This is a genomic window from Fibrisoma limi BUZ 3 (assembly GCF_000296815.2).
Lineage (GTDB): Bacteria > Bacteroidota > Bacteroidia > Cytophagales > Spirosomataceae > Fibrisoma > Fibrisoma limi.
The window spans coordinates 1,401,219-1,423,898 of record NZ_CAIT01000006.1 but is presented as its reverse complement, the minus strand read 5'-3'; the positions used below and the strand labels follow the sequence as shown (position 1 = coordinate 1,423,898).

Annotated in this window: 17 protein-coding genes; 12 read left to right on the top strand and 5 right to left on the bottom strand. The window is 56.7% G+C overall.

The window, feature by feature from the left end:
- Positions 1-58: 58 nt before the first annotated feature.
- The gene (locus tag BN8_RS13920) at positions 59-703 is read left to right on the top strand and encodes a phosphoribosyltransferase (protein WP_202806390.1); all 645 of its coding nucleotides are present in this window, start codon (positions 59-61) and stop codon (positions 701-703) included.
- Between the two features lie 12 nt (positions 704-715).
- On the opposite strand, the gene BN8_RS13915 is transcribed toward BN8_RS13920, so the two are convergent.
- The 3 genes from BN8_RS13915 to BN8_RS31735 form a co-directional block, all read right to left on the bottom strand.
- Positions 716-1,765 (bottom strand): SDR family NAD(P)-dependent oxidoreductase, encoded by a 1,050-nt coding sequence (locus tag BN8_RS13915; protein ID WP_051041044.1) that lies wholly within the window; start codon positions 1,763-1,765, stop codon positions 716-718.
- A gap of 115 nt (positions 1,766-1,880) precedes the next feature.
- Entirely contained in the window at positions 1,881-2,336 is a 456-nt protein-coding gene (locus BN8_RS13910; protein WP_009282533.1) for a response regulator, read from the bottom strand.
- A 17-nt stretch (positions 2,337-2,353) separates the two neighbouring features.
- Positions 2,354-7,318 (bottom strand): chemotaxis protein CheB, encoded by a 4,965-nt coding sequence (locus BN8_RS31735; protein WP_009282532.1) that lies wholly within the window; start codon positions 7,316-7,318, stop codon positions 2,354-2,356.
- Positions 7,319-7,501: 183 nt separating this feature from the next.
- On the opposite strand from BN8_RS31735, the gene BN8_RS13900 reads away from it, so the two are divergent.
- The 11 genes from BN8_RS13900 to BN8_RS13850 all read left to right on the top strand — a co-directional run bounded on the left by BN8_RS13900 (position 7,502) and on the right by BN8_RS13850 (position 19,350).
- Positions 7,502-8,536: a chemotaxis protein CheB gene (locus BN8_RS13900; protein ID WP_009282531.1), complete on the top strand. Its 1,035-nt coding sequence runs from the start codon at positions 7,502-7,504 to the stop codon at positions 8,534-8,536.
- A gap of 164 nt (positions 8,537-8,700) precedes the next feature.
- Positions 8,701-9,000, top strand: a complete 300-nt coding sequence (locus BN8_RS13895) for a hypothetical protein (RefSeq protein WP_009282530.1) — start codon at positions 8,701-8,703, stop codon at positions 8,998-9,000.
- Positions 9,001-9,124: 124 nt separating this feature from the next.
- Complete coding sequence (locus tag BN8_RS13890; protein ID WP_144051663.1) at positions 9,125-10,258, top strand: serine hydrolase domain-containing protein; 1,134 nt, start codon at positions 9,125-9,127, stop codon at positions 10,256-10,258.
- A 15-nt stretch (positions 10,259-10,273) separates the two neighbouring features.
- Entirely contained in the window at positions 10,274-11,017 is a 744-nt protein-coding gene (locus BN8_RS13885) for a serine aminopeptidase domain-containing protein (protein ID WP_009282528.1), read from the top strand.
- Between the two features lie 165 nt (positions 11,018-11,182).
- On the top strand, positions 11,183-12,139 hold the full coding sequence (locus tag BN8_RS13880; RefSeq protein ID WP_040005801.1) for a hypothetical protein: 957 nt from the start codon (positions 11,183-11,185) through the stop codon (positions 12,137-12,139).
- Positions 12,140-12,164: 25 nt separating this feature from the next.
- Positions 12,165-13,172, top strand: a complete 1,008-nt coding sequence (locus BN8_RS13875; protein WP_009282526.1) for a c-type cytochrome — start codon at positions 12,165-12,167, stop codon at positions 13,170-13,172.
- A 248-nt stretch (positions 13,173-13,420) separates the two neighbouring features.
- The gene (locus BN8_RS13870; RefSeq protein WP_009282525.1) at positions 13,421-14,404 is read left to right on the top strand and encodes an ATP-grasp domain-containing protein; all 984 of its coding nucleotides are present in this window, start codon (positions 13,421-13,423) and stop codon (positions 14,402-14,404) included.
- On the top strand, positions 14,404-15,417 hold the full coding sequence (locus tag BN8_RS13865) for a zinc-dependent alcohol dehydrogenase family protein (protein WP_009282524.1): 1,014 nt from the start codon (positions 14,404-14,406) through the stop codon (positions 15,415-15,417). Before BN8_RS13870 ends, BN8_RS13865 begins: the two co-directional genes overlap by 1 nt.
- A gap of 52 nt (positions 15,418-15,469) precedes the next feature.
- On the top strand, positions 15,470-16,501 hold the full coding sequence (locus BN8_RS13860) for an LLM class flavin-dependent oxidoreductase (protein WP_009282523.1): 1,032 nt from the start codon (positions 15,470-15,472) through the stop codon (positions 16,499-16,501).
- 204 nt (positions 16,502-16,705) lie between these two features.
- Positions 16,706-18,721, top strand: a complete 2,016-nt coding sequence (locus BN8_RS13855; protein WP_009282522.1) for a tetratricopeptide repeat-containing sensor histidine kinase — start codon at positions 16,706-16,708, stop codon at positions 18,719-18,721.
- Entirely contained in the window at positions 18,718-19,350 is a 633-nt protein-coding gene (locus tag BN8_RS13850; RefSeq protein ID WP_009282521.1) for a response regulator, read from the top strand. The genes BN8_RS13855 and BN8_RS13850 overlap by 4 nt, the downstream gene beginning before the upstream one ends.
- Positions 19,351-19,370: 20 nt before the next feature.
- On the opposite strand, the gene BN8_RS13845 is transcribed toward BN8_RS13850, so the two are convergent.
- The gene (locus tag BN8_RS13845) at positions 19,371-20,582 is read right to left on the bottom strand and encodes an enolase C-terminal domain-like protein (protein WP_009282520.1); all 1,212 of its coding nucleotides are present in this window, start codon (positions 20,580-20,582) and stop codon (positions 19,371-19,373) included.
- Positions 20,583-20,664: 82 nt separating this feature from the next.
- Positions 20,665-22,614: a glycoside hydrolase family 2 protein gene (locus tag BN8_RS13840; protein ID WP_009282519.1), complete on the bottom strand. Its 1,950-nt coding sequence runs from the start codon at positions 22,612-22,614 to the stop codon at positions 20,665-20,667.
- Positions 22,615-22,680: the final 66 nt, after the last annotated feature.

The window sequence follows — 22,680 nt, the reverse complement described above, 5'->3', positions numbered from 1 at the left end:
TTACGGCTGTTCAGTAACCACCGTCCTATCTGTGAAATCGTCCAGCACCCCTCTTTTTTTGAATCGATACGATGCCGGTCAGCAACTGGCCGAACAGCTCACGGCCTACGCAGATCGTGACGACGTGCTGGTAATGGCGTTGCCACGGGGCGGGGTCCCGGTTGGGTACGAAGTAGCGCAGTGGCTTCACGTTCCTCTCGATGTGTTTCTGGTACGCAAGCTGGGTGTACCCGGCCAGGAGGAACTGGCCATGGGGGCCATAGCGGCTGCCGGAGCTGCTACCAAACCGATCCGGGTGCTGAACCGGGATGTCATACGGTCGCATACGATCACGACCGACGTTCTCGAGACCGTAACAAAACGGGAGTTGCGCGAACTGGAACGGCGGGACCAACTCTACCGGGGCGGCCGTGCCGTGCCGACGGTTGCCAGCCGCGTGGTCATTCTGGTAGATGATGGACTGGCTACCGGCGCAACCATGCGGGCAGCCATTGCGGCTTTACGCGTACTGAAACCCGCTGAGATTGTGATTGCCGTACCGGTAGCCGTTGGTGACGTGTGTACCGCATTGACGCTTGTGGTCGATTCGGTCGTTTGTATCGCTACCCCCGAACCATTCTACGGTGTTGGGCTTTGGTACACCGATTTTAGCCAGACTACCGACGATGAAGTACGGAGTTTGCTGGCTGCCAGTAGCTGTTAAAACCAGATGCCCTTACGTGTTCAACTGGTTGTTGGCTTCGGCAGCTTTATCTGTAGTGGCGGTCAGGAAATTGTCGCTCAGTTTCGATTCGCTGTCTTTGCCCTGAACCCGTTCCTGGCCGCTACTGCCTGGGTCGGGTAGCAGGTTGTTAACTACGCTGAGCAGTTCCGACGTCAGGCCGGGGGCAATGCCCTGAACGGCCGTCATTAGTTTGGCCGGCAGCGACACAATCAGTTCTGCTTTGCCGTAGCGGGCGGCTTCAATGATTTCGTGGGCGCAGCGTTCGGCACTTACCGACAGGAACGGCATCGAATCGCCGATTTTGAACCAGGCATACTCTTTCTCGTTCTGGCCTTTGAACCAGGCGTTGCGGGGGCTGCCCGTCCGGATGAGACCGGGGCAGACCGTCGTGACGTAAACCCCGTCTTTCAGCACTTCGGCATGGAGTCCTTCCGAGTAACCGACCAGCGAAAACTTGCTGGCTACGTAGGGGAGGAGGTGCGGTACGGCCACCTTCCCGCCAAACGAGGCAATGTTCACAATCCGGCCCGACTGCCGCTCCCGCATAGCCGGCAATACTTCGCTGATGGTATTAAAGGCCGACCAGAAATTGGCTTCCATAACCTCGCGGAAGTCGGCTTCGGTAGCGTTCTCGTAGGGTGTCACTACGATGGTGCCGGCGTTGTTGACCAGCACATCGATGGGGCCGAACTGCCGCCGGACCGCCTGGATGAAGTCGGCAACCTGGCTGCGGTCGGTAACGTCGCAGGGAAAGGTGAAAATAAAGTTGCCGTATTGACGCAGATCGGCTTCGGCCTGCCCGAGTTCAGCCTCGTCGCGGGCGCAGATGGCTACTTTGGCCCCTTCCTGCGCAAACTGGCGGGCCAGCACGAGACCCAGTCCCCGCGAACCGCCGGTGACTACGACCGTTTGTCCGCGAAAATCAGTTTTACGACGTTGGCTGATCAGGGCCTGGACGGCCATTACTGCGCCGATCCCTCCGGCGATCCCCCATAGCAGGGTCGACAGCCCGAAGCCGCCGTTCTGATTCGATGAACTCATGGTTGTATGCACTGGTTGCGTGCAGAATCAACCGGTCGGCGGGGCGGAATGTTGCCCGGTATGCCGGAGAAATGAGTGAATGGCGTTACGTGTGAAGTATGGACACAAACACCTTTCAGTCGTCCGGCAGGCGATTCATATCCAGCCAGTACTGGCAGATTGAACGCATGGTCTGAAGGAGCTGCTCGGGGTTAGTGGGTTTGGGAATAAAGGAGTTAGCGCCTGCTTCGTAGCATAACTCCAGTTCATGCGATACAGAGGAGTTTGTCATCATCACCACCGGCACAGACTGCCACCGGTGCTGACTGGAAAGGACCGGACCATCGAAGGTGGGGCCACTCGCCGGGTGTTTCAATTGGAGCAGGGTATCATAGCCACCCAGCCGTGGCATATTCAGATCCAGCAGGATCAGGTTGGGGCGAACGGTGTCGGCGGCAACCTGCTGGAGCAACGCTTGCCCGCTATCTAAAAATTGAACTGAATAATGTGGCAGGAACTGACTGAAGACCCGCTGGAGTAAAAAACGGTAGTCGGCATCATCATCAACGATATACAGAAAAGGCACTTTCATAAATTAGGCTCAACCCATTAGGATAAACTGCCGACCGACGGGCCGGGTATGTCAATCTGAAACCGTGTTCCGGTCTCTTCTTCGCTCTGTATGGTGATTCTGGCACCCAACAGCCTGCTTAATTGCTTTACAATAAACAAGCCAATTCCTTCACCTGACTTATCTCTTGCGCCCGTGGTAGCTTCCTGCAATGGGGTAGCCTGCTGATCTGTCAACTGCTCGATAACTGCCGCCGGAAGGCCGGGACCCGTATCCTGGATGATAAATGACCAGCTTCCCTGCTGTTCACCGGTTTGCCAGAAAAGGGACACTTCGCCCGCTGAGGTATGGTTGATGGCGTTCAGAAGCAGATTCTGTGCAATACGCTGCACCTTCACTTCATCACTCTCTACCCGCAACTCGTCTGGCCCGTCGATGGTTAGCGTCAACTGTTTTTCGTTAGCAATCGGTCTCAGGCTTTCGCTCAGTTCCCGCAACAGTTGGGCCGCGTCGAACGACGTGATGTGTACTTCTTCCAGACCCGCTTCCAGCCGGGAGTAGTCCAGCAAATGGGAGAGCATCTGCGTGACCTGCCGGACGTTGCGCTGGAGCATGCTCAGCATCTGATTCCGCTCCTCATCGCTGTTCATGAGGTTGAGCAGCATGGCCGCCCCGGAGATTACCCCGAAACTGCCCCGCAGGTCGTGTGAGGTCTGCCTCAGAAATTCGCCCCGCTGCCGAATCTGCTGCCGGATGGCATCCATTTCCTGGACCAGTACGTTCGAATCTTTTAACTGACTCATCAGCTGCTCCTGTTGCTGTTCGGCCTGTTTGAGCGAAGTGATGTCAAGCCCCGACAGCACAATGCCAGTGTCTTCTTTTGAAATTGATATGCCCGTCCAGCGGCCTTCGTGAGTACCCTGGTTGTAGCGTTCAAGGTACATCGGCTGTTCGGTAGTCAGTACGGTCAGCAGGTTATTGAACGTATCCGTTTCCCACAAAGCATCGGTCAATTCACTGATCGGTTTTCCAATGAGGTCGGCGATGGGCAGTCCCACCATGTCGGCAAATTTTTGATTACACACCAGTAGCCGGAAGTCAATGACTTGCCCCTGATCGTCGAACACAGCCTTTGTAAAGGCAATGGACGCGGGCGAATTGTTCAGAACGGCCTGCAAGTGCTCGGCAACCTGCCGGATTTTGTCTTCGGCCTGCTGCATGTCGGTGATGTCGACGTCGATGCCGAGTACCCGTGCCCGGCCATTGCCGGCAATATTGGCTTTAATGCGAAACGTCTTGATGTGTTCTGCGCCTTTGATCCGAAGAACGTCGTTTAAGGTGCCTTCGCCTTCTTTGATAAAATCAATGATACGGTGCGCTACGGGCTCGTCGTCCGGGATGACGTATTCCAGATACGTTTCGGGCACCACCTCCGTGCCCGGGGGCATGTCGAACAGCCGGTACATACCTTCCGACCAGGTGAAGTTGCCTGTTGCCCGGTCGTAGTCCCAGCTACCCATCCTGGCCAGTTCTTCGGCGTGCTGCATCAGGGTGAAGTTCTTCATGATCTCCTGTTCAGCGCGCTTGCTGTTCGTGATGTCCTGCGAGATAACCACCAGGCCGTCACCCAGCTTCACGGCCGCATAGTGGCACCAGCGGTCCTGGTTCTCCTGGGTAGTATGCACTTCAAAGTCGGCCAGAGTGCCGGTTTCCAATACGTCGCCGAAACGTCTGAACAGACCTGTTTCGCGGGCATCGGGGAACAGCTCGGCGTAGCGTTTTCCGGTAATATCGGTCTGGTTGGCATACTGACCCGTTACGCCCGAAGCCAGTACAATGTCAAAGTCGTCCAGTTGGCCGTTGTCCAGACGAACGGGTTTCAGGAAGCTAATCGCGACGGGCGTAATGTCAAAGACCGATTGCAGCAGGTCATTACTTTCCTGTAGCTCGGCGGTTCGCTGCTGCACCCGTTGTTCCAGTTCGGAGTTCAGTTCTTTCTGTAGGTGAATATCGACCGCCGTGCCGATGAAACCCATAAAGCTGCCGTCGGTATTGAAGGTCGGCTGGGCGTTTTCCAGCATCCATCGGTACGCACCATCGTGCTGGCGCAGGCGGTAGTTAGCCTGCGAAGCCTGACGGTCATGAAACCGGGCTTCCCGTATTGTGGTATACCCATCCTGGTCATCGGGGTGCAGACCCTGCTCCCAGCCCTGTTGCAGTACGTCATCCAGCGAACGCCCCGTATAGCCCAGCCACGCCTTGTTGACGTAGGTGTACCTGCCGTTCGTATCGGCCACCCAGATGAGCGTCGGCGCATTGTCGGTGATGTTCCGGAACCAGGCTTCGCGCTCTTCGAGCAGGCGCCGGGCCTGGCGTTGCTCGGTTACGTCGTCGATGGCCAGCAGAATGGCCGCCTGTTGGCGAACAACGCGCCGGGCGTTCAGCGACAGGGTTTTATCGCCGATCTCCGGAAAGGAGTACGTCAGTTCGAAAGACTGAAACTGTGCATCGTTCTCGACCACCTTCTTCAGCAGTTCGCGGAGTTGCAGAATGTCCCACTGGCGACCGCCCAGTTCGTAGATGAGTCGGCCTTCGGTTTCGTCCTCGTTCACTTTGAACAGCCGGTAAAACGCCTTGTTGGCGCTCTTGATGCGCAGGTCTTCGTCCAGCACGAGTGTCGCTTCGCGGATGGTACCAAATATGGCTTCGGAGAAATCGTTGGCTTCGGCCAACTGGTCGTTCCGCACCTGTAGCTCCTGGTTGATGGTCAGCAGCTCTTCATTGGTCGACTCGATCTCTTCCTTGCTGGTCTCGAGTTCTTCGTTGATGCTTTGCAGTTCTTCGTTGCTGCTGATGATCTCCTCGTTGGCCGACTGAAGCTCCTCGTTGGAGGCTTCCTGTTCTTCAATGATCGACCGCATATCCTCCCGCAGGATGGCCAGTTCTTCTTCCAGTTGTTTGATCCGGCGGTTACGGCTGTCGGAGAGATCCATTGCGGAGGGAACCGAAGGCGTTATCTCTTCGAATAGAATAAGAAATAACTGGTCTTCGGTTTGGGTATTAAGCGGCACGGCCTCAATGGCCACGTAGTGCGTCTTGTCTTTTATCTTGACCTCCAGCCCCGTTTTCTGTACCGGCTGCCCGGATTTTCGGGCTTTGAAGACGCTGTTGCGCAGCTCGAATACCAGCGAGGGCCGGGCCATTTTCAACAGGTTCAGGCTGGCCCGACCGGGGGCGGGTTCCAGAAACAGGCTGGTTGAGCCGCGGAACTGGAGAATGTCGAGATCCTGATTCACCACCACGCTGGCCGGTACGTACTGCTGGAGCAGTATACCGTCTACAATCTGCTCCAGATCGCCGGTGGGTACGCTGCCCGCCGGCTGCGCGGGTTTTCGTAGTCCTTCTGCCGGGATGACCTCCGACTGGCTACTATCGCTTGTGCCGTCTATGGACGAACGCGGGCTCATTTCGAAGACCGCCCGGCTGGCCACATCGTTCCGACGGGTATAAATTTTGTAATTCTTTTCGAGCTGAACGAACAGGGTCCCGGAGGCCCCTACAGTTTCAGATTTGCCCAGCACCAGGTAGCCGCTGGGGTTAAGGCCGTAGTGGAAGGTAGCAATCGCTTTCTGCTGGAATACATTGTCGAGGTAGATCAGCAGGTTACGGCAACTGACCAGGTCGAGCCGCGAAAACGGCGGGTCTTTCAGCAGGTTGTGGGGCGCGAACACGCACAGGTCCCGTACGTTCCGGTTGATGCGGTAATGATCGTCGACTTTGGTGAAGAAGCGCTGGAGTCGCCGGGGCGATACGTCCATCACCTCGCCCCGGGTGTAGCTGCCCTGCCGGGCTTTGGCAATCGCGCCTTCGCTCAGATCGGTGGCGAAAATCTGAATGGTACGGTTGGTGCCCTGTTCGCCGAGAACTTCCAGCAGCAGCATGGCCAGCGAATAGGCCTCCTGACCCGTTGAGCAGGCCGGTACCCAGATCCGGATGGACTCGCGCGGGGCTTTTTCCTTGATAAGCCGCGGAAACAGCACTTTGCCCAGGTAGTCCATCAGATCGTCGTCCCGGAAAAACGTCGTTACGTTGATGAGCAGGTCGTTGTACAGCAGCCTGATCTCATCGACGTGCTGCTTCAGGTACTGCGCGTAATCTTTCAGGGATTCGAGCTTGAAGAGCAGCATGCGCCGAATGATCCGGCGCCGGACCGTGGTTATTTTGTAGTGATTGAAGTCCACACCGATGGCCCTCCGCAGAATCTGAATGATGGCTTTGATGTCTTCATCAGACGTAGTCGGGCCAACGGAAGCTATGTCTTCCTGCTCGATCTTATCGGGCATCGACGAGTCAATCCCCAGATCGGTTTCGGGGGGCACCCGCTGCTGAAAAATCTGCGGGTGCCGGCTCAGGCGTTCCAGTTCCTTTGCGATTTCGGCCGGTGAGAGAATCATGTCGACCACCCCCTCGGCAATGGCCGATTTGGGCATGCTCTGAAACTGGGCGGATTCGTCCTGAGCGAACGTGACGCCACCGGCCACCTTGATGGCCCGCAGTCCCAGCGTACCGTCGGTAGCGGTTCCCGACAGAACAACTGCTATTGAACCATCTTTCTGCCGTTCGGCCAGCGAAATAAAAAACTGGTCGATAGGCATGTGCAGAAAGGACTTGTTCCGACGGGGGCTGAGCGTCAGCACGCCGTCGATAATTTCCATGTCCTGGTTGGGTGGAATTACATAAACATGGTTCGGCTCAATGCGTAGATGTTCTTCCGCTCTCAGGACAGGCATTGTGGTGGCCCGGCCGAGAATGCTGGCTAACTGGCTGTCGTAGTCAGGGTCGAGGTGCTGAATATAAACGTAGGCCAGACCCGTTGTGGGCGACAGATTTCGTAATAAATCCGAAACGGCTTCGATGCCACCGGCTGAAGCGCCAATGGCGACTACAGGTACAGCGTTGACACCAGAAGGCTGGTTATCAGCAGAGGAAGGGTCTTGGGCCATTGTTTCAATTACTTTTGCTATAAACTAATCGTCGGTTCACTTGTTGAGAACTTATTTCTCAACAAGTGAACCGACGATGGGAAGTCGTCATAAAGATCGTACCTTTTGGGAGATTCAGGTATAAAACTACGTAAAATAGCACGAAACGCTTACCCTGATTTTACCAGGTGAACCCTTACAATTATGGCAAAACGTGATATTGTGGTGATAGGCGCATCGGCGGGTGGTGTAGTGGCGCTGAAGGAACTGGTGGGGTCGTTGCCTGCCGACTTTTCGGCGTCAATATTTATTGTTCAGCACCTGGCTCCTTACTCAAATAGCCTGTTGCCTAAAATTCTTAGCCATGTGGGGCCACTTAAGGCGGTTCATCCGGTTGATGATGAAGAGATCAGACCGGGCTGCATTTATGTAGCTCCCCCGGATCATCATCTGCTCATCGAAGATCACCGCGTACTGGTGAAGAAGGGCCCCAAGGAAAACCGGTTCCGGCCGTCGATCGACGCCTTGTTCCGGTCGGCGGCCTACACCTTCGGGCCGCGGGTGATTGGGGTCGTGCTGACCGGCCTGCTCAACGACGGTACGTCGGGGATGTGGACGGTCAAGCGGCTTGGCGGGGTAAGTATCGTTCAGCAACCCGGCGATGCTGAATTTCCCAGTATGCCGGAGAGCGTTCTGGAATACGTGGAAGTGGAGCATGTCGTGCCGCTGTCGGGAATAGGGCCCTTGCTATATCGGCTAACGCAGCAGGAGGCACCCAGCGTACCGGAACTGTCGGCCGAGGAGCGAAACCGGATTCATACAGAAATTGACATTGCCGCCCAGGACAACGGCTTCGACATGGGGATAATTGACAAGGGGGAGTTGACGCCATTGACCTGCCCCGAATGCCACGGGGCGCTTGTGCGCTTCAAAGAGGGTAAGTTGATCCGGTATCGGTGTCATACCGGGCATGCCTATACGGCCAGTGCGTTGCTGTCGGAGGTAACACAATCGGTTGAGGAAACGCTCTGGAGTAGTATTCGGGGGCTGGAAGAAACGGTGATGTTGCTGGAGCAGTCGGCCAGTGCCTTTGCCGAAGCGGGTGAAATGGAACCGGCCGGCCAGTTTGCGGATAAAGCCAGGGAAGTCAGGGAACGATCGCACAGGATTCGGGAGTTAATCTTTGAGCAGGAACAGATCAGCGAAGACAAGCGCTTCAACGACAACGGAGAAAACTAGACGGACGGGGCTGGTCGTTGCTCCGGTAGAGTAATGACAGCTCAGGGGCGCAGAACCGGCCGACAGACGTATCTATGTTCGGTACAGAGCCGGTTTTTACGACAAACATATAACTTGAAATCAGAACGATTAAGGTAACAAATGACTTAAAATGACCGTATCCGATGAAATCAAGCCGAGAATTGACCTGTTTAGGAGCACGTATCAAGCTGCTGAAACGCCAACTGACGGAATGGAACGAACTGCTGGTTCAGCAGCGGGAAGTTCGTCGGTTAATTCATAAACAAGTGGATAGCCAGACCCCCGTTCATTTTGATACGATGACGGACAAACTGGCTTATATGACTAGTCATGCGGTTCGTTTAGTTGAACTGGGGGTGCGGCAGGCCGATGCCCGCCAGCAGATGAAAGCCCGCCATCAGCAGGAAGAAACCGATCTGGAGCAGCAAATCAATATGCTTTGATCCGTGTTCGGGCGACCCTGAAATCCCATCAGCCGCACCCGGAGTCGCTATCCTTCAGTGCAATAGCTTGGAGAACGCGGTCAATTTGTTCAACTTTGGGCTAATTCTGCCAACGCTGTCTACCATGCCCAGGCTCTTCGTGTTTCTCTACGTTTTATTGATTTCCCCGGCCTTCGGTCAGCCGCGTCCGGCCGGTGATCCGCTACGTGATAAGGCCTACCGGACGGCTATTCAGCGGGCCGGACGGTACGTTGATTCCCTGCGATTGAAACAGGACATTCCGGGCGTATCGGTATGCGTCGGTACGAAAGACAAAATGCTCTGGGCCGAGGGGTTTGGCTATGCCGATCTGGAAACCCGGCTGCCGGTGACGACCCAGACGAAGTTCCGCATCGGGTCGGTATCCAAATCGCTGACCTCGCTGGCAGTCGGGAAGCTGGTCGAGGACGGAAAGCTGGACCTCGACGCGCCCGTGCAGCAGTACGTTCCGGGCTTTCCGCAGAAGAAATACCCCTTCACGAGCCGACAACTGGCGACGCATACGGCCGGTATCCGGCACTATGGCCTGAACGACGGCCTGAATTGCCTGAAACGGTACCGAAGTGTGCAGGAAGGGCTCGTCATTTTCAAGGATGACAGTCTGCTCTTCAAACCCGGAACGGCCTACACCTATTCGACCTACGGCTACAATCTGCTGAGCGCGGTCATTGAAGGAGCCGGTCGGACCGACTACCTCACGTACATGCAGCAAACCGTTTTTACGCCCCTGGGTCTGACCGGAACGGGGGCCGACTATAGCGACAGCATCGTCGTGAATCGCGTACGGTTCTACGAACATCAGAACGGGCGGCTGGTCAACGCCAACCAGGTCGACAACAGCTACAAGTGGGCGGGCGGTGGCCTGCTGTCCACACCGGCTGATCTGGTGCGGGTGGGGCAGGCGTTGCTGAAAGGTAGCCTGCTGAAGCCCCAGACGGTCGCGCTGCTGTTTACGCCCCATCGGCTGCTGAATGGAACGAATACCAACTACGGTTTCGGCTGGCGCACGGGTACGGATAGCAAAGGCCGGAACGTTGTGCACCACGGCGGCACCATCGACGGCGGACGGACCTTTCTGCTGCTTTATCCCGACGACGATCTGATCGTTGCGGTCACCGCCAACATGAGTGGGGTTTCCATCAATCTGCCGGAGATGGAAACCATCGCTACGTACTTTCTGGGGGCAAACCGGGTTAGTGTCAAGGCGCCAACACGATAACTCTCCCGCCTTTGTATGCGTGCTGCTTTGTTAGTTTTGCTCGTGGGCTGTCTGTTTTATTCCTGCCCGCTGTCTGGTCAGACCACGGGCGGTAGCGTCCGACTCGATACGCTGACCCTGTTCGATACGGCCCGCAGCCGCCCCATTCCGGTAACGTTGTACGAACCGGCCGCAGCCGCGCCGGGACCCCGCAAACTGGCTATTCTCAGTCACGGCTACGGCGGTACCAACAACGCCTATTCGTTCATTGCCCATACCCTGGTTGCGCACGGCTACGTAGTGGCCAGCATTCAGCATGAACTGCCGACCGACGAACCGATGCCGACAACGGGTGTGCCGTACGTCGTTCGGATGCCGCACTGGCAGCGTGGCGTACAGAACATGCGGTACGTTGTGCAGGCACTGAAACACCGGAGACCCCGCCTGGACGTGGGACAGTTGCTGTTGGTCGGGCACTCGAACGGGGGCGATATGAGTGCGCTCTATGCCCGGCAATTCCCCGGCGACGTAGCGAACCTCATTACCCTGGATAATCGCCGGATGCCCCTGCCGCGTACCCGGCGGCCGCGCGTTTTGTCGCTCCGGTCGAGCGATCAGCCGGCCGACGAGGGCGTATTGCCAACTCCTGCCGAACAGCAGACCCTGGGCATCCGGATTGTTGTCTTACCGAATACCCGCCACAATGACATGTGGGACGGGGCATCCGATCAGCAAAAGGCGGAGATAAACCGCTACATCAAGGCGTTTCTGGTTCCGTAGCTGGTTAGGCAGTACCGTTTCAGGCAACACATCTACCGTTTGATTAATACCTTTTGCCAGTTCACCCATTTATAAGGAATATATGGGTAAATGATCGTTACTTTTGCCTTGTTGGGTAATGTAAAGATCTCATCAACAGGTTGTAACTGCCCACGCCTTCCTCTCATGAAAAAGCTTCTTTACCTGGGTTTGTTCAGCACGGCGGTTGGTCTGCTGGCGGCCCGCACGACCGATGTCCTGACCGATACGGGCGTGACGATGGAGAACATCCGCAACGATGCTCTCGCTAATCTCACTGCCGAGCAGTGGTTCTCCTTTAACAGCACCAGCGCCATGCGCAAAATGGCGAAGCGTATCCCGGAAGGGTCCCGGGCGACGGCCGTGCGGGCGCTGGGCAGCATGGTACGGACCTACGTGGAGTCCAATGATTTCAAAACCCACTATCTCGACTGGCTGAAGGGCCAGTACCGGGTCGATGAGCGCTACAGTGACGAGGCCATTTCGCAACAGGAGAAGAACCTGAACGCCGTCGACGGTGTAGTGGCCGAGCAACTGAACATGATGGAGCAGGCCTATGCGCAGATGGACCCGGCCATGTTGCAGATGGCCATTCGGATGCAGCTACAGGGACGTGAAAGCGACCTTGCCTCGATGGATGCCGAGCAGCGGGCCCGCGAGTCGAAGGAGATTGCGGAGGTTAAAAAAATGCTGACCACTACGGAAGGTAAACCTGCCGAGTTCAAGAAGCAGTTCATGGCCTACAACGCCCGGAAGATGAAGCAGGAGGTGGCCCGCAACGTAGGCGAGGAGAAGCAGAACCTGGCCGAAAACAAACAGCGGAACGGCGACTACCGCAAGCAGAAAGCGGAGTTTGACGCCCACGCCGACTACCGCCCGCTGCTGCGCCAGCGCCTGAAAGACTTCATTGCCTTGTGCAGCGACGTGAATTTTGACGCCAAAGTAACGACCCAGGGCTACCGCCGGGAATTCGTCGACGCAGCCTATACCAGCAAGCCCGCAGAATGGAAGTTCCTGTACCGGCTGGGCAAAGAGCCCGTTATGGAAGCCCGGTCGTTTGCCCGCAACTGGCTGGCTGATCTGGAAAAAGGAAACAAGCAATAACCAAACCCCAAACCTGTTAAACCGTATGAAAAAAGTAGTACGCATCATTGGCATTGTTCTGGCCGTTGTGCTGGTTGGTATCGGCGGAGTGCTGGCTTATGTCAAACTCGGCCTGCCGGACGTAGGAGATGCCCCCGACCTGAAAGTGGAAGCTACGGCCGCTCAGATCGAGCGGGGCCGGTATCTGGCCAACCACGTCAACGTGTGTATGGACTGCCACAGCACCCGCGACTGGACCCGGTTTGGCGGACCGCCGATGGCCGGTACGCTCGGCAAGGGGGGCGACCGCTTCGGGCCGGAGATGGGTTTTCCGGGTACGTTCTACGCGCGTAACATCACGCCCGCCGGTATTGGTCAATGGACAGACGGCGAAATCTTCCGGGCTATTACGTCCGGCGTGAACCGCGACAATAAGCCAATCTTCCCGGTAATGCCGCACCCGAACTACGGCCACATGGACCAGGAGGACGTAAAAGCCATCGTGGCCTACGTGCGTTCGCTACAGCCCATCGTCAACGATGTGCCCGTTTCAGAAGCCGACTTCCCGATGAACTTTATCCTGAATACAATTCCGCAGAAGCCTGATTTCCAGAAGCGCCCCGACACAACGGCTGCGCTGGAGTACGGTAAGTACGTGGTGAACGCAGCGTCCTGCGGAGAATGCCACACGAACATGGTGCAGGGCAAGCCGGTTGAGGGCATGGAGTTTGCCGGTGGCCGCGAATTTGGCATGCCGGGGGCGATGGTCCGTTCGGCTAATATTACGCCGGACAACGAAACGGGTATCGGCACATGGACGAAAGAAGCCTTCATTGCCCGCTTCAAAACCCACGACCCGGCTCATGGCTACGTGCCGCCTGTGGTGAAGCCCGGTGAGAAGCAGTCGATCATGCCCTGGTCGATGTACGCCGGGATGACCGAAACCGACCTGGGAGCCATCTACACGTACCTGAAAACGATGAAGCCCATTCGAAACAAAGTCGTTACGTTCGAAGCAACGGCTTCTGCCAAGGAGCCGCTGGCCGCTAAATAAGTCAGGACCATCACGTTATTTCGAAGCAAACCCCACCGTGATTTGTACCACCGGTGGGGTTTTGCGTTTACAACGCATTCCGTGGAACCCGCCGGATCAATTTGCTGTATAACTTGCAGGCTAATTAAATTCAGACGCTACGGATAAACTGAGCAGACAGAGCAATAGACAGCTTTGGCCGGGTGCACCAGAAAGCACTACGCTGGGCATTGACTACTCAGGATTTCTGTGGTTAAAACGTTTTCATCATGCCAGACTCCACTAAGCCGATTGGCATCTATTACGAGCACCCCGAGTGGTTCAAACCGCTGTTTGCCGAACTCGAACGCCGAGCCATTCCATACGTTAAAATCGACGCGGCTCATCACCAGTTCGATCCGGCCGAAACCGAAAGTCCGTACGCGCTGGTCGTGAATCGCATGAGTTCGTCGGCCTACCTGCGCGGCAACGGCCAGGGGATATTCCACACGAACGGCTACCTGACGCACCTGGAGCGCATTGGTGTTCGGGTGATCAACGGGACCGTTGCTACGTCGATTGAAACCAACAAAGCCCGACAACTGTCGCTGCTGGCGTCGCTGGGCCTGAAGTTTCCCAAAACGCGGGTGGTTAACCACGTATCGCGGGTGACGGCCGCGGCCCATGAACTCCGCTTCCCGATTGTCGTGAAGGTAAACATCGGCGGGGCCGGGGCCGGTATCGTCCGCTTCGATACGTCGGAAGGGCTGATCAACGCCGTAGCGCAGGGCAGCATTGACCTGGGAATCGACCAGACCGCCCTGGTGCAGGAGTACGTGCAGCCACGCGGGGGGCATATCGTGCGGGTCGAAACGCTGAACGGCAAATTCCTGTATGCCATGAAAGTGTTCACGACCGGTCAGAGCTTCAACCTGTGCCCGGCCGAAATCTGCGCCATTCCAGAAGAGCCCCGGGCTGGATTGCCGCAGGCTGAGTTCTGCCTGACGGAAGCCCCGAAAAAAGGCATTCAGGTGGAAGCCTACACACCGCCCGCCGAAATTATTGCCGACGTAGAACGTATCGCTAAAGCCGCGCAGATCGACGTGGGTGGGGTTGAGTACCTGATTGACGACCAGACCGGCGAAGTACTCTTCTACGACATCAACGCCCTGTCGAACTTCGTAGCAGACGCCGTGAACGTAGTGGGTTTTGATCCCTACGCCCGCTTCGTCGATTACCTGGAACAGCAGTTGGAACCCGTTAGCGCGCTGTAATGAAGGCGGTTGAAATTGGCGACGGGTACGGCATTGACGCCCTGCGTTTCGTGCAGCGGGAACCAGTCGCTCTTGGCCCTACCCAGGTGCTGATTCGCGTAAAGGCTGTATCGCTGAATTACCGGGATCTGCTGGTAGTCAACGGCATTGATCGCTGGCGACCGCCGGTAGGCCGCATCCCCGTTTCGGATGGCGTGGGCGACGTGGTGGAGCGGGGCCCGGCCGTACGTTCGCTTGTTGTCGGCGACCGGGTAGCCGGGTTGTTTCTACCCAACTGGCACAGTGGGAAGCTGACCCCGGCTAAACTGCAACGCTCACTGGGTGGAGCCGCCTACGATGGGATGCTGAGCGAATACGTAGTGCTCGATGAGCAGGATGTCATTCGGGTGCCTGCCTCCCTGAGCTACGAAGAAGCGGCTACCTTACCCTGCGCGGCCTTGACGGCCTGGCACGGACTGATCGAAGAAGGACGTGTGAAAACCGGCGATACCGTACTGATTCAGGGAACGGGTGGCGTATCGCTGTTTTCGCTTCAGTTTGCCCTGCTGTCGGGTACCAGCGTCATCGTCCTGTCGAGCAGTGACGAGAAACTGGAGCGCGTGGGGCAACTTGGCGTGCAGCACCGCATCAACTACGCAACAACCCGGGATTGGGTAAAACCGGTGCTGGACATCACGGATGGCAAAGGCGTCGATCATGTGGTGGAGGTGGTAGGTGCCGATAACATCAACCAATCCATCGAAGCCGTTGCCATATCGGGTACGATCTCCGTGATCGGGCTGATTGGTGGCCTGAAAGCTGAAATCAACACCGAAAAGATTATGTCGAAGCAGATTCGGTTGCAGGGGATCGAGGTGGGGTCGACGGAGATGTTCGCCAGCATGAACCAGGCCATCGAAACGAACGCGCTACGTCCGATTGTCGACAAGGTGTTTGCGTTCGACCAGGCCAAAGAAGCACTACGCTACCTCGATGCCGGTCGGCATTTCGGCAAGGTGGTCATTACCATTTAATGAGTACAACAACACGATGGGGTAGAGGCCCCTGTCTTACTGAATAGAACCTATGAAATTTGGTTATTGGATGCCCGTGTTTGGTGGCTGGCTTCGTAACGTCGCCGATGAGAACATGCGGGCCGACTGGAGCTACGTCAAAAACCTGGCGCAGCGTAGTGAAGAGTGGGGCTATGACCTAACGCTCATCGCCGAACTGAACCTGAACGACATCAAAGGCGAGGAAGCGCCCTCGCTGGATGCGTGGTCGACGGCGGCTGCGCTGGCGGCCGTGACTGACCGGATCGAGCTGATGGTGGCCGTTCGCCCGACGTTCCATTCGCCCGCGCTGCTGGCCAAGCAGGCATCAAACATCGACCATATCAGCGGTGGTCGGCTGACCTTGAACGTCGTGTCGTCGTGGTGGCAGGACGAAGCCCGCAAGTACGGCGTTCATTTCGAGCAGCACGACGACCGCTACGCCCGTACCGGCGAGTGGCTGCACGTTGTTGATAATCTCTGGAAGCAGGATCATTTTTCGTTCGAAGGCAAATACTACCGGGTGGAGGACTCGGTGCTGCAACCCAAACCCCTGTCCCGGCCGCGGCCATTCATTTACGCGGGCGGTGAGTCCGAAGCAGCCAAAAATTTGATCGCCAGTCAGTGTGACGGCTACGTCATGCACGGCGACGAGCCTGAAGCCATCGGTCGGCGAATCAATGATCTCCGCGAACGGCGTGCGCGGCTACGGCCGGACCTGCCGCCGATGAAATTTGGCGTGGCGGCCTATGCCATCGTTCGAAACTCGGAGCAGGAAGTAAAAGCCGAAATTGCCCGGATCACGGACGTAAACGGCTTTGCGGCCGGCTATAAGAACTACCAGCAATGGCTGGCCGGTACGCAGCTCGAAAAGCAGGTGTCGCTGGAAGATTATTCGGTATCGAACCGGGGGCTGCGGTCGGGCCTGACCGGAACGCCCGGTCAGGTGGCTGAGCGCGTAGCGGCTTTTGAAGCGGTTGGCGTCGATTTTCTGCTGATGCAGTGCAGCCCCCAACTCGAAGAAATGGAGCGCTTTTCGGAGTCGGTGATCAGAGTGCTGGCGTAGGCTATTCTTATTTTGCCTTGGCGAACCGCCCCGGGAGGTCACCTACTTCCGGGGCGGTTCGCCGTTTGTGGGTATTTCCTGACGTGAGTCCTGCCTTGTGGTAAGGCACAAAACGCTTCCGGCTCAGTTAATGCCATCCGTACGATTTCCACAGGTCTGATTATATTTGTTAAGGTGAGCATTTGCCGCTTGCCCACCGATGATATGGTAGTACGACTACGTAGGAAGATGTGGGAACGGCTGATCACGCTAGTGGGCTTGTTGGTGGTGCTGACCAGCCACGGTCAGACGCCGTCGACGTATCCAAACGATACCAGCTACGTTTCTTCGCTGCTTAAAAAAGGCGAGCAGCTCGAAAACCAGAATGCGGAGGAGGCTTTGATTTATTACCGCCGGGCCCATAGCCTGTCGCAGAAGATCCGATACACGAAAGGGTATTTTGAAAGCATGCGGCTGCTCACCTTCACGCTAAACAACGTAGGTCGGTACGACGAGGCCCGAAGCATTGCACAGACAGCCCTGCAAATTGCGCAGCGGGACACCTCGAAACGAAACATTGGTCTAAGCCATTTTGCCCTGGCCGTTACGGCCTGGATCAGTGGCGACTGGAAAGAGGCCGTGCACCAGTACCACCGGGCCGCGCACTACATGCGGCTGATCAACCACCTCGTGAATCAGTCGGTAGTTTATGGTAACCTGGCCAATATTTACGAACAGCAGGGCATGTATAAGCAGGCACTACTGTACTACAACAAAGCCCTGGCGATCAACCTCAAAAACCCGAACGACCCCAGAAGCATCGCCATCGGTTATTTCGGCATGGCAAATATCTACTCACGGGTGGATAGTGTGCAACTGGCCAAAGCGTACTATCTCAAAACCAAACGGCTGATCGATCCTAACGACCGCGACTTTCTCATTAATCTTTACAATAACGTCGGGCACCTGTACGAGCAACTTCAGCAGTATGATTCGACGCTGTATTACTACCGGCAGGCACTTCAGTTAAGTCGGGACGTGAGAAACCCGCGCCACGAATTACACATACTGATGGCGATGGCGCAGACAAACATCCTGATGGATAAATACCGGGCCGCCAAGCCTCTGCTGGACGAAGCCAACCAGATTGCCCGGCGTGAAAAGGCGGGCCTGCCCGAAATGAGGAACATCTACCGGGTGTATGCCCTGCTCAACGAGGGGCTGCATGATTATAAGGCATCGCTCGACTGGTACAATAAATACATCGGGGCGCGGGATTCGCTGGAGAGCGTAGAGACGAAAGAACTGCTCCAGAGCTACGAGGAAAAAATCCGGAAGGCGGAAGCGCAGCAGAAACTGACCGAAAAGCAGCGGGAAATCGAACGGCTTGAAAGCGAGCGGAAACGGCAGTTGTTGTGGCTCTGGCTGGCCGGTATCTCCGTGCTGGCTGTAGTCGGGCTGGCCGTGGTCGGGCTGTTGTATTTTCGCCAGCGGCAACGGGCTAAGGACAACGCGCTTGTGGCCATGCAACGGGAGCAGGAACTGGTTGCCATGCAGGCCGAACTGCAGGGACAACAAAAAGAGCGGCTGCGCATTTCCAAAGAGATGCACGATGACCTGGGCGGGTCGCTGACCGCCATCGGTCTGCTCAGCGAGGTACTCAAAACCCGCATGGGAACCAGCACCGCCCCCGAGGTCGTGAAAATCTCGGATATATCGGCGGATATGGTGACGACCATGAACGAGATCATCTGGTCGCTGAACACAAAGAACGACAGTCTCAACGGCCTGATTGCCTACGTCCGTTCCTACGCCGGTGAGTTCATTGAAACAACCTCCCTGACGCTGAAAACGGAGGTCGGCGAGGCATCTGCCGACATCATCATCCGGGGAGCCGATCGGCGCAACATCTTCCTGACGGTGAAAGAAGCCCTGAACAACGTCGTGAAGCACGCCCAGGCTACGCAGGTTACGCTCCGCATCGACCCCCGTCCTACGGAACTGGTCATTGAGGTATGCGACAATGGGCGGGGGTTTGTGCCGCAGGAGAAACATAAACTCCGTAATGGGCTGACGAACATGAGTAATCGGATGAGCGAATCGGGCGGAAGCTGCACTATAACCTCATCAGACGGCACGTCCGTAACGATCACGTATCCGTACGGAACCGGCGGTATGACGAAAAATACTACAAATGAAGTATGGCCTAAACCCGAAATTTCCCCCAGTATTGCGGTATGAATACCATTACCGTTGCCATCGTTGAAGACAAGGACGAAATCCGGCAGTCGCTGAGCATTCTGATCGGCGGGGCGGATGGATTTGTGTGCCGGGCGGCTTATGCCACGGCGGAGGATGCGCTGGTGGACCTGCCCGGGCATCCGGTGGATATTGTACTGATGGATATTGGCCTGCCGGGGATGAACGGAATCGACTGCGTCCGCCAGCTCAAGCCTCTCTGCCCCCGGACCCAGTTCATGATGTGTACGGCCTACGATGAAGACGAGCTGGTGTTCGAAGCGCTCAAAGCGGGGGCTAACTCGTACATCTTGAAACGGAGCGCCCCCCACAAACTGCTGGAAGCCATCAGCGAACTGCACCAGGGCGGTTCACCGATGAGCAGCACCATTGCCCGCAAGATTGTCGGCTCGTTTTACCAGGCACCCGTCAAATCCAGCGAACTGGACGTACTGACCTCCCGCGAACGCGAAATCCTCGACCGCCTGTCGAAGGGCTACAGCCACAAGGAAGTGGCCGATGAACTGTTCATCAGCCCAACCACCGTGCGGAAGCACATCTTCAACATCTACGAAAAGCTCCAGGTCCATTCTAAAGTCGAGGCCGTCAACAAGTACCTCGGCCGGAAATAGGTCAGAACAGAAACGGGTGGTCAAGCGGTTTTGAGTAGTTTCATACCAAATCCGGGTGCGGGCGAGGGGACAATCTGCCCACCAACGATTTTGTAATCGCCGAAGTCAATATCATCGCTGGTGCAGGGAACGCCCTCAATGGTGACGGTGTTGCCCAGCGCCCCGGTCAGGTGAGCGATGTAGTTGGTTTTCAATACCTCCCCGAACGCATGTGGCGACGCCTGAATACCCATTTTTTTCAGCTCCGGCATCAACTTCCGCCAGGGCGTGAAGCCATAGCCCATGATGTCGGTAATGTGCACATCAATCAGTTTTTGCTCGCACAGTTCGCGCAGCAAGGTCTGATCGGGGTCGTATTCGCCGTCGGCCAAGAGGGTTTTGGGTTTATTAACGCGGGTCCAGGCGCGTAGTTTCCGGTAGTCGGCTACCGTTTCGGCGAAGGGTTCCTCCATCCAGAACAGCGGAATATCACCGATGCCTTTGAGGTAGGCAATGGTGCTGTCGACGGTATAGCCGTCGTTGGCATCGACCAGAATCTCGCAGTCGGGGAAGGTTTTGGCAACTAGTTTCGTCACATCAATGTCGCGTTGCAAACCTGCCTCTTTGGGCATCCACATATTGCCGCGCCCAATTTTGAGCTTAAACTGCCGGTAGCCCAGTTTGTAGTCGCTGGCGCAGTTTTCCAGAATGTTGTCCATCCCGTTTGCCAGCGTCTGTACCGGTCCGGCTTTGGGGTCAAGCTCATCGAAGTAAATCATCCCGCTGTAACTCTTGGTCAGCATAGGATTTTGCTGACCGAGTAGCTGATACACGGGCTGGTTTAGAATGACGCCTGCCAGATCGTGCAGTGGTACGTCAAAGGCCAGTGCTCTGGGGTCTGTAACGCCCATGTCCGGCCGGAAGAGGTCGGCAACCCGCTTGCCTTTCACGTAGGTAATCAGCTCGTCGCTGCGCCGACCGTTGGGCAGTCCCCAGCCTTTCGCGCCCTGATCGGTCGTGAGCGTACAGACCGTGACCTTGGGGCCGTACCCGTGAATATCGCGCCGGGCATTTTTGCCGACAAACCGTGGCCATTTCAACTGGGCTTCAGTGTACCGGACATCAGCGATGCGGTGTTTCATCAGGTCGTCGAACCCCGCGAAATAAAGGGTTCGAGCAGCGGCTGTCTGGCCCAGCGTAAAAGCAGAAGCGGTAGCACCGGTCAGTTGGTGGAGAAAATGCCTGCGGTTCATATACGAAACGGGTTAGGGGAAACGAATGTGGCGGCAAATGGGCGTAGGTATTTCTGATCCTACGCCCGTTTGCCGGATCAGCTTACTTCTTGAATAAAGGCGCGTGGATCTTACGTAGCGTTTCGACGGGAATTTTGATCACCTCCCGATCGTAGGTCAGCAGGCCGTTTACTTCGCCCTCTACGTCGGTCGTTTGGGTGTAGACAGCCGCCGAAAGTGCCTGATTCTGGTAGTAGTCAACGATCTTGGCGTATTTTTTCTGATACGCTTTCAGTACCTCATCTGCCGATTGATACGTCTGGTAGCCCCAGTTGCGCATTTCCGGGTTCCAGAGGTGCCCCTGTACCGGCCAGCCAATGCCGCCAAATTCGCCAATCACCACCACACGGTCCGTTTTCGGAGCCGGGGCTCGTGGCTCGGGTTCATAAGTGTGAATATCGTAGAAATCGCCCGCGCCCCGGTCGTTCCAGCCACTAACGGCGTTGACGACCCGGCTCGGATCGAGGCCCTTCACCCAGGCGGCAAGCCGCTCGTTTTCGTACTGGCCCCAGCCTTCGTTATGCACCACCCACGTTACAATGCTGGGATGGTTGTGCAGTTGGTTCATCATCCGGCGAAGTTCCAGCTCAAACTGCTCTTTGCCTTTCGATCGACGTAGCGGCTCGGCCACATCCCCCGGCGATTCGTTCTGCCCTTCCAGAAAACCCGACGGCATATCCTGCCACACCAGTATGCCCAGTTTGTCGCACAGGTAGTAGTATCGGGCCGGCTCCACTTTGATGTGTTTGCGGAGCATGTTGAAGCCTGATTTTTTCAGGAAGTCGATCTCGAAGCTCATGGCTTCGTCGGACGGTGGGGTCAGCAGACTGCCCGGCCACCAGCCCTGATCGAGCGGCCCGTTCTGGAACACGAACTCGTTGTTCAGCAGAAGCACCGGCTGATTGGTCGAAGCATCAGGCCGCCGACCAATGGTAATTTTGCGCATGGCGAAATAGCTCGTTACCGCATCTGCCGGGCTACCCGTTACGGTCGCGCTGGCGTAGGCGGTTTGCTCAGCGGGTGCTCCGCGCCGGGGACGCTGGTTGTTGGCTACACCCTCGAACGGGTCGTTGACCGTCACCACTTCTGCGCGTAGGTTGTAAAGAAACGGGCGGTCGGGGGACCAGAGTTTGGGCGTGCGGATGGGCAGGTATGCCACCCGGCCGGCCCGCACGAGCGTGGTTGCAATGGTTTGGTTACCGTCCAGCGCCGTCAGCCGAATGGCGGTTGTGCGGTTGTTGGCCGGTTTGTCCAGCAGCACCTCAACCCGTACGCGGCCTGAATCGACCTCCGGCGTTACGCGCACTTCGTCAATGTACGTCTGTTTGGGCACCGGCTCCATCCAGACCGTTTGCCAGATGCCCGACACCGGTGTGTACCAGATACCGTTGGGGTTCAGCAGTTGCTTGCCCCGGGGCTGTTCGCCGGTCGAGGTTGGGTCTGTTACGCCCAGCAGTACCTGATTCTGGCCATCTTTCAGGTAATCCGTCACGTCGAAGGAGAACGCATCCGACCCGCCCGTGTGCGATCCGACCAGCCCGCCGTTTATCCATAGGCTGCACTCGTAATCGACGGCTCCGAAATGCAGTAACACCCGCTGCCCGTTCCACTCGCGGGGGACCGTTACGTTCCGGCGATACCACAGCCGCTGGTCGGGCGTGAGGGGTTTGTTGACTTTCGATACCGTCGATTCGACACAGAACGGTACCAGAATCTGCCCGCCGAAGGTCGTTGGGGCAGGGGCAGTTTTGGGCGTAATGGCATACTCCCACAGACCGTTCAGGTTTTGCCACTGTTGACGTACCAACTGCGGGCGGGGATACTCACGCCAGGCATTCTCGGCTGTGAGCTGCTTTTCCCAGCGGCTCATAATTGGAGCCGCACGGGGTACGTTGGTGGGAGCGGGCGTCTGCGCAAGAGCAGCGCCCAGTGAACCCATGATCAGGCAAGCGCCGGACCCGGCCCGAAGTAATCCAGAGAACAGGTTAGTCATGAACGTAGTAAAACCAGAAAAGGAAGTGTTTGCACCTGCCTACTGATTACCCGTCGACGACGTTAA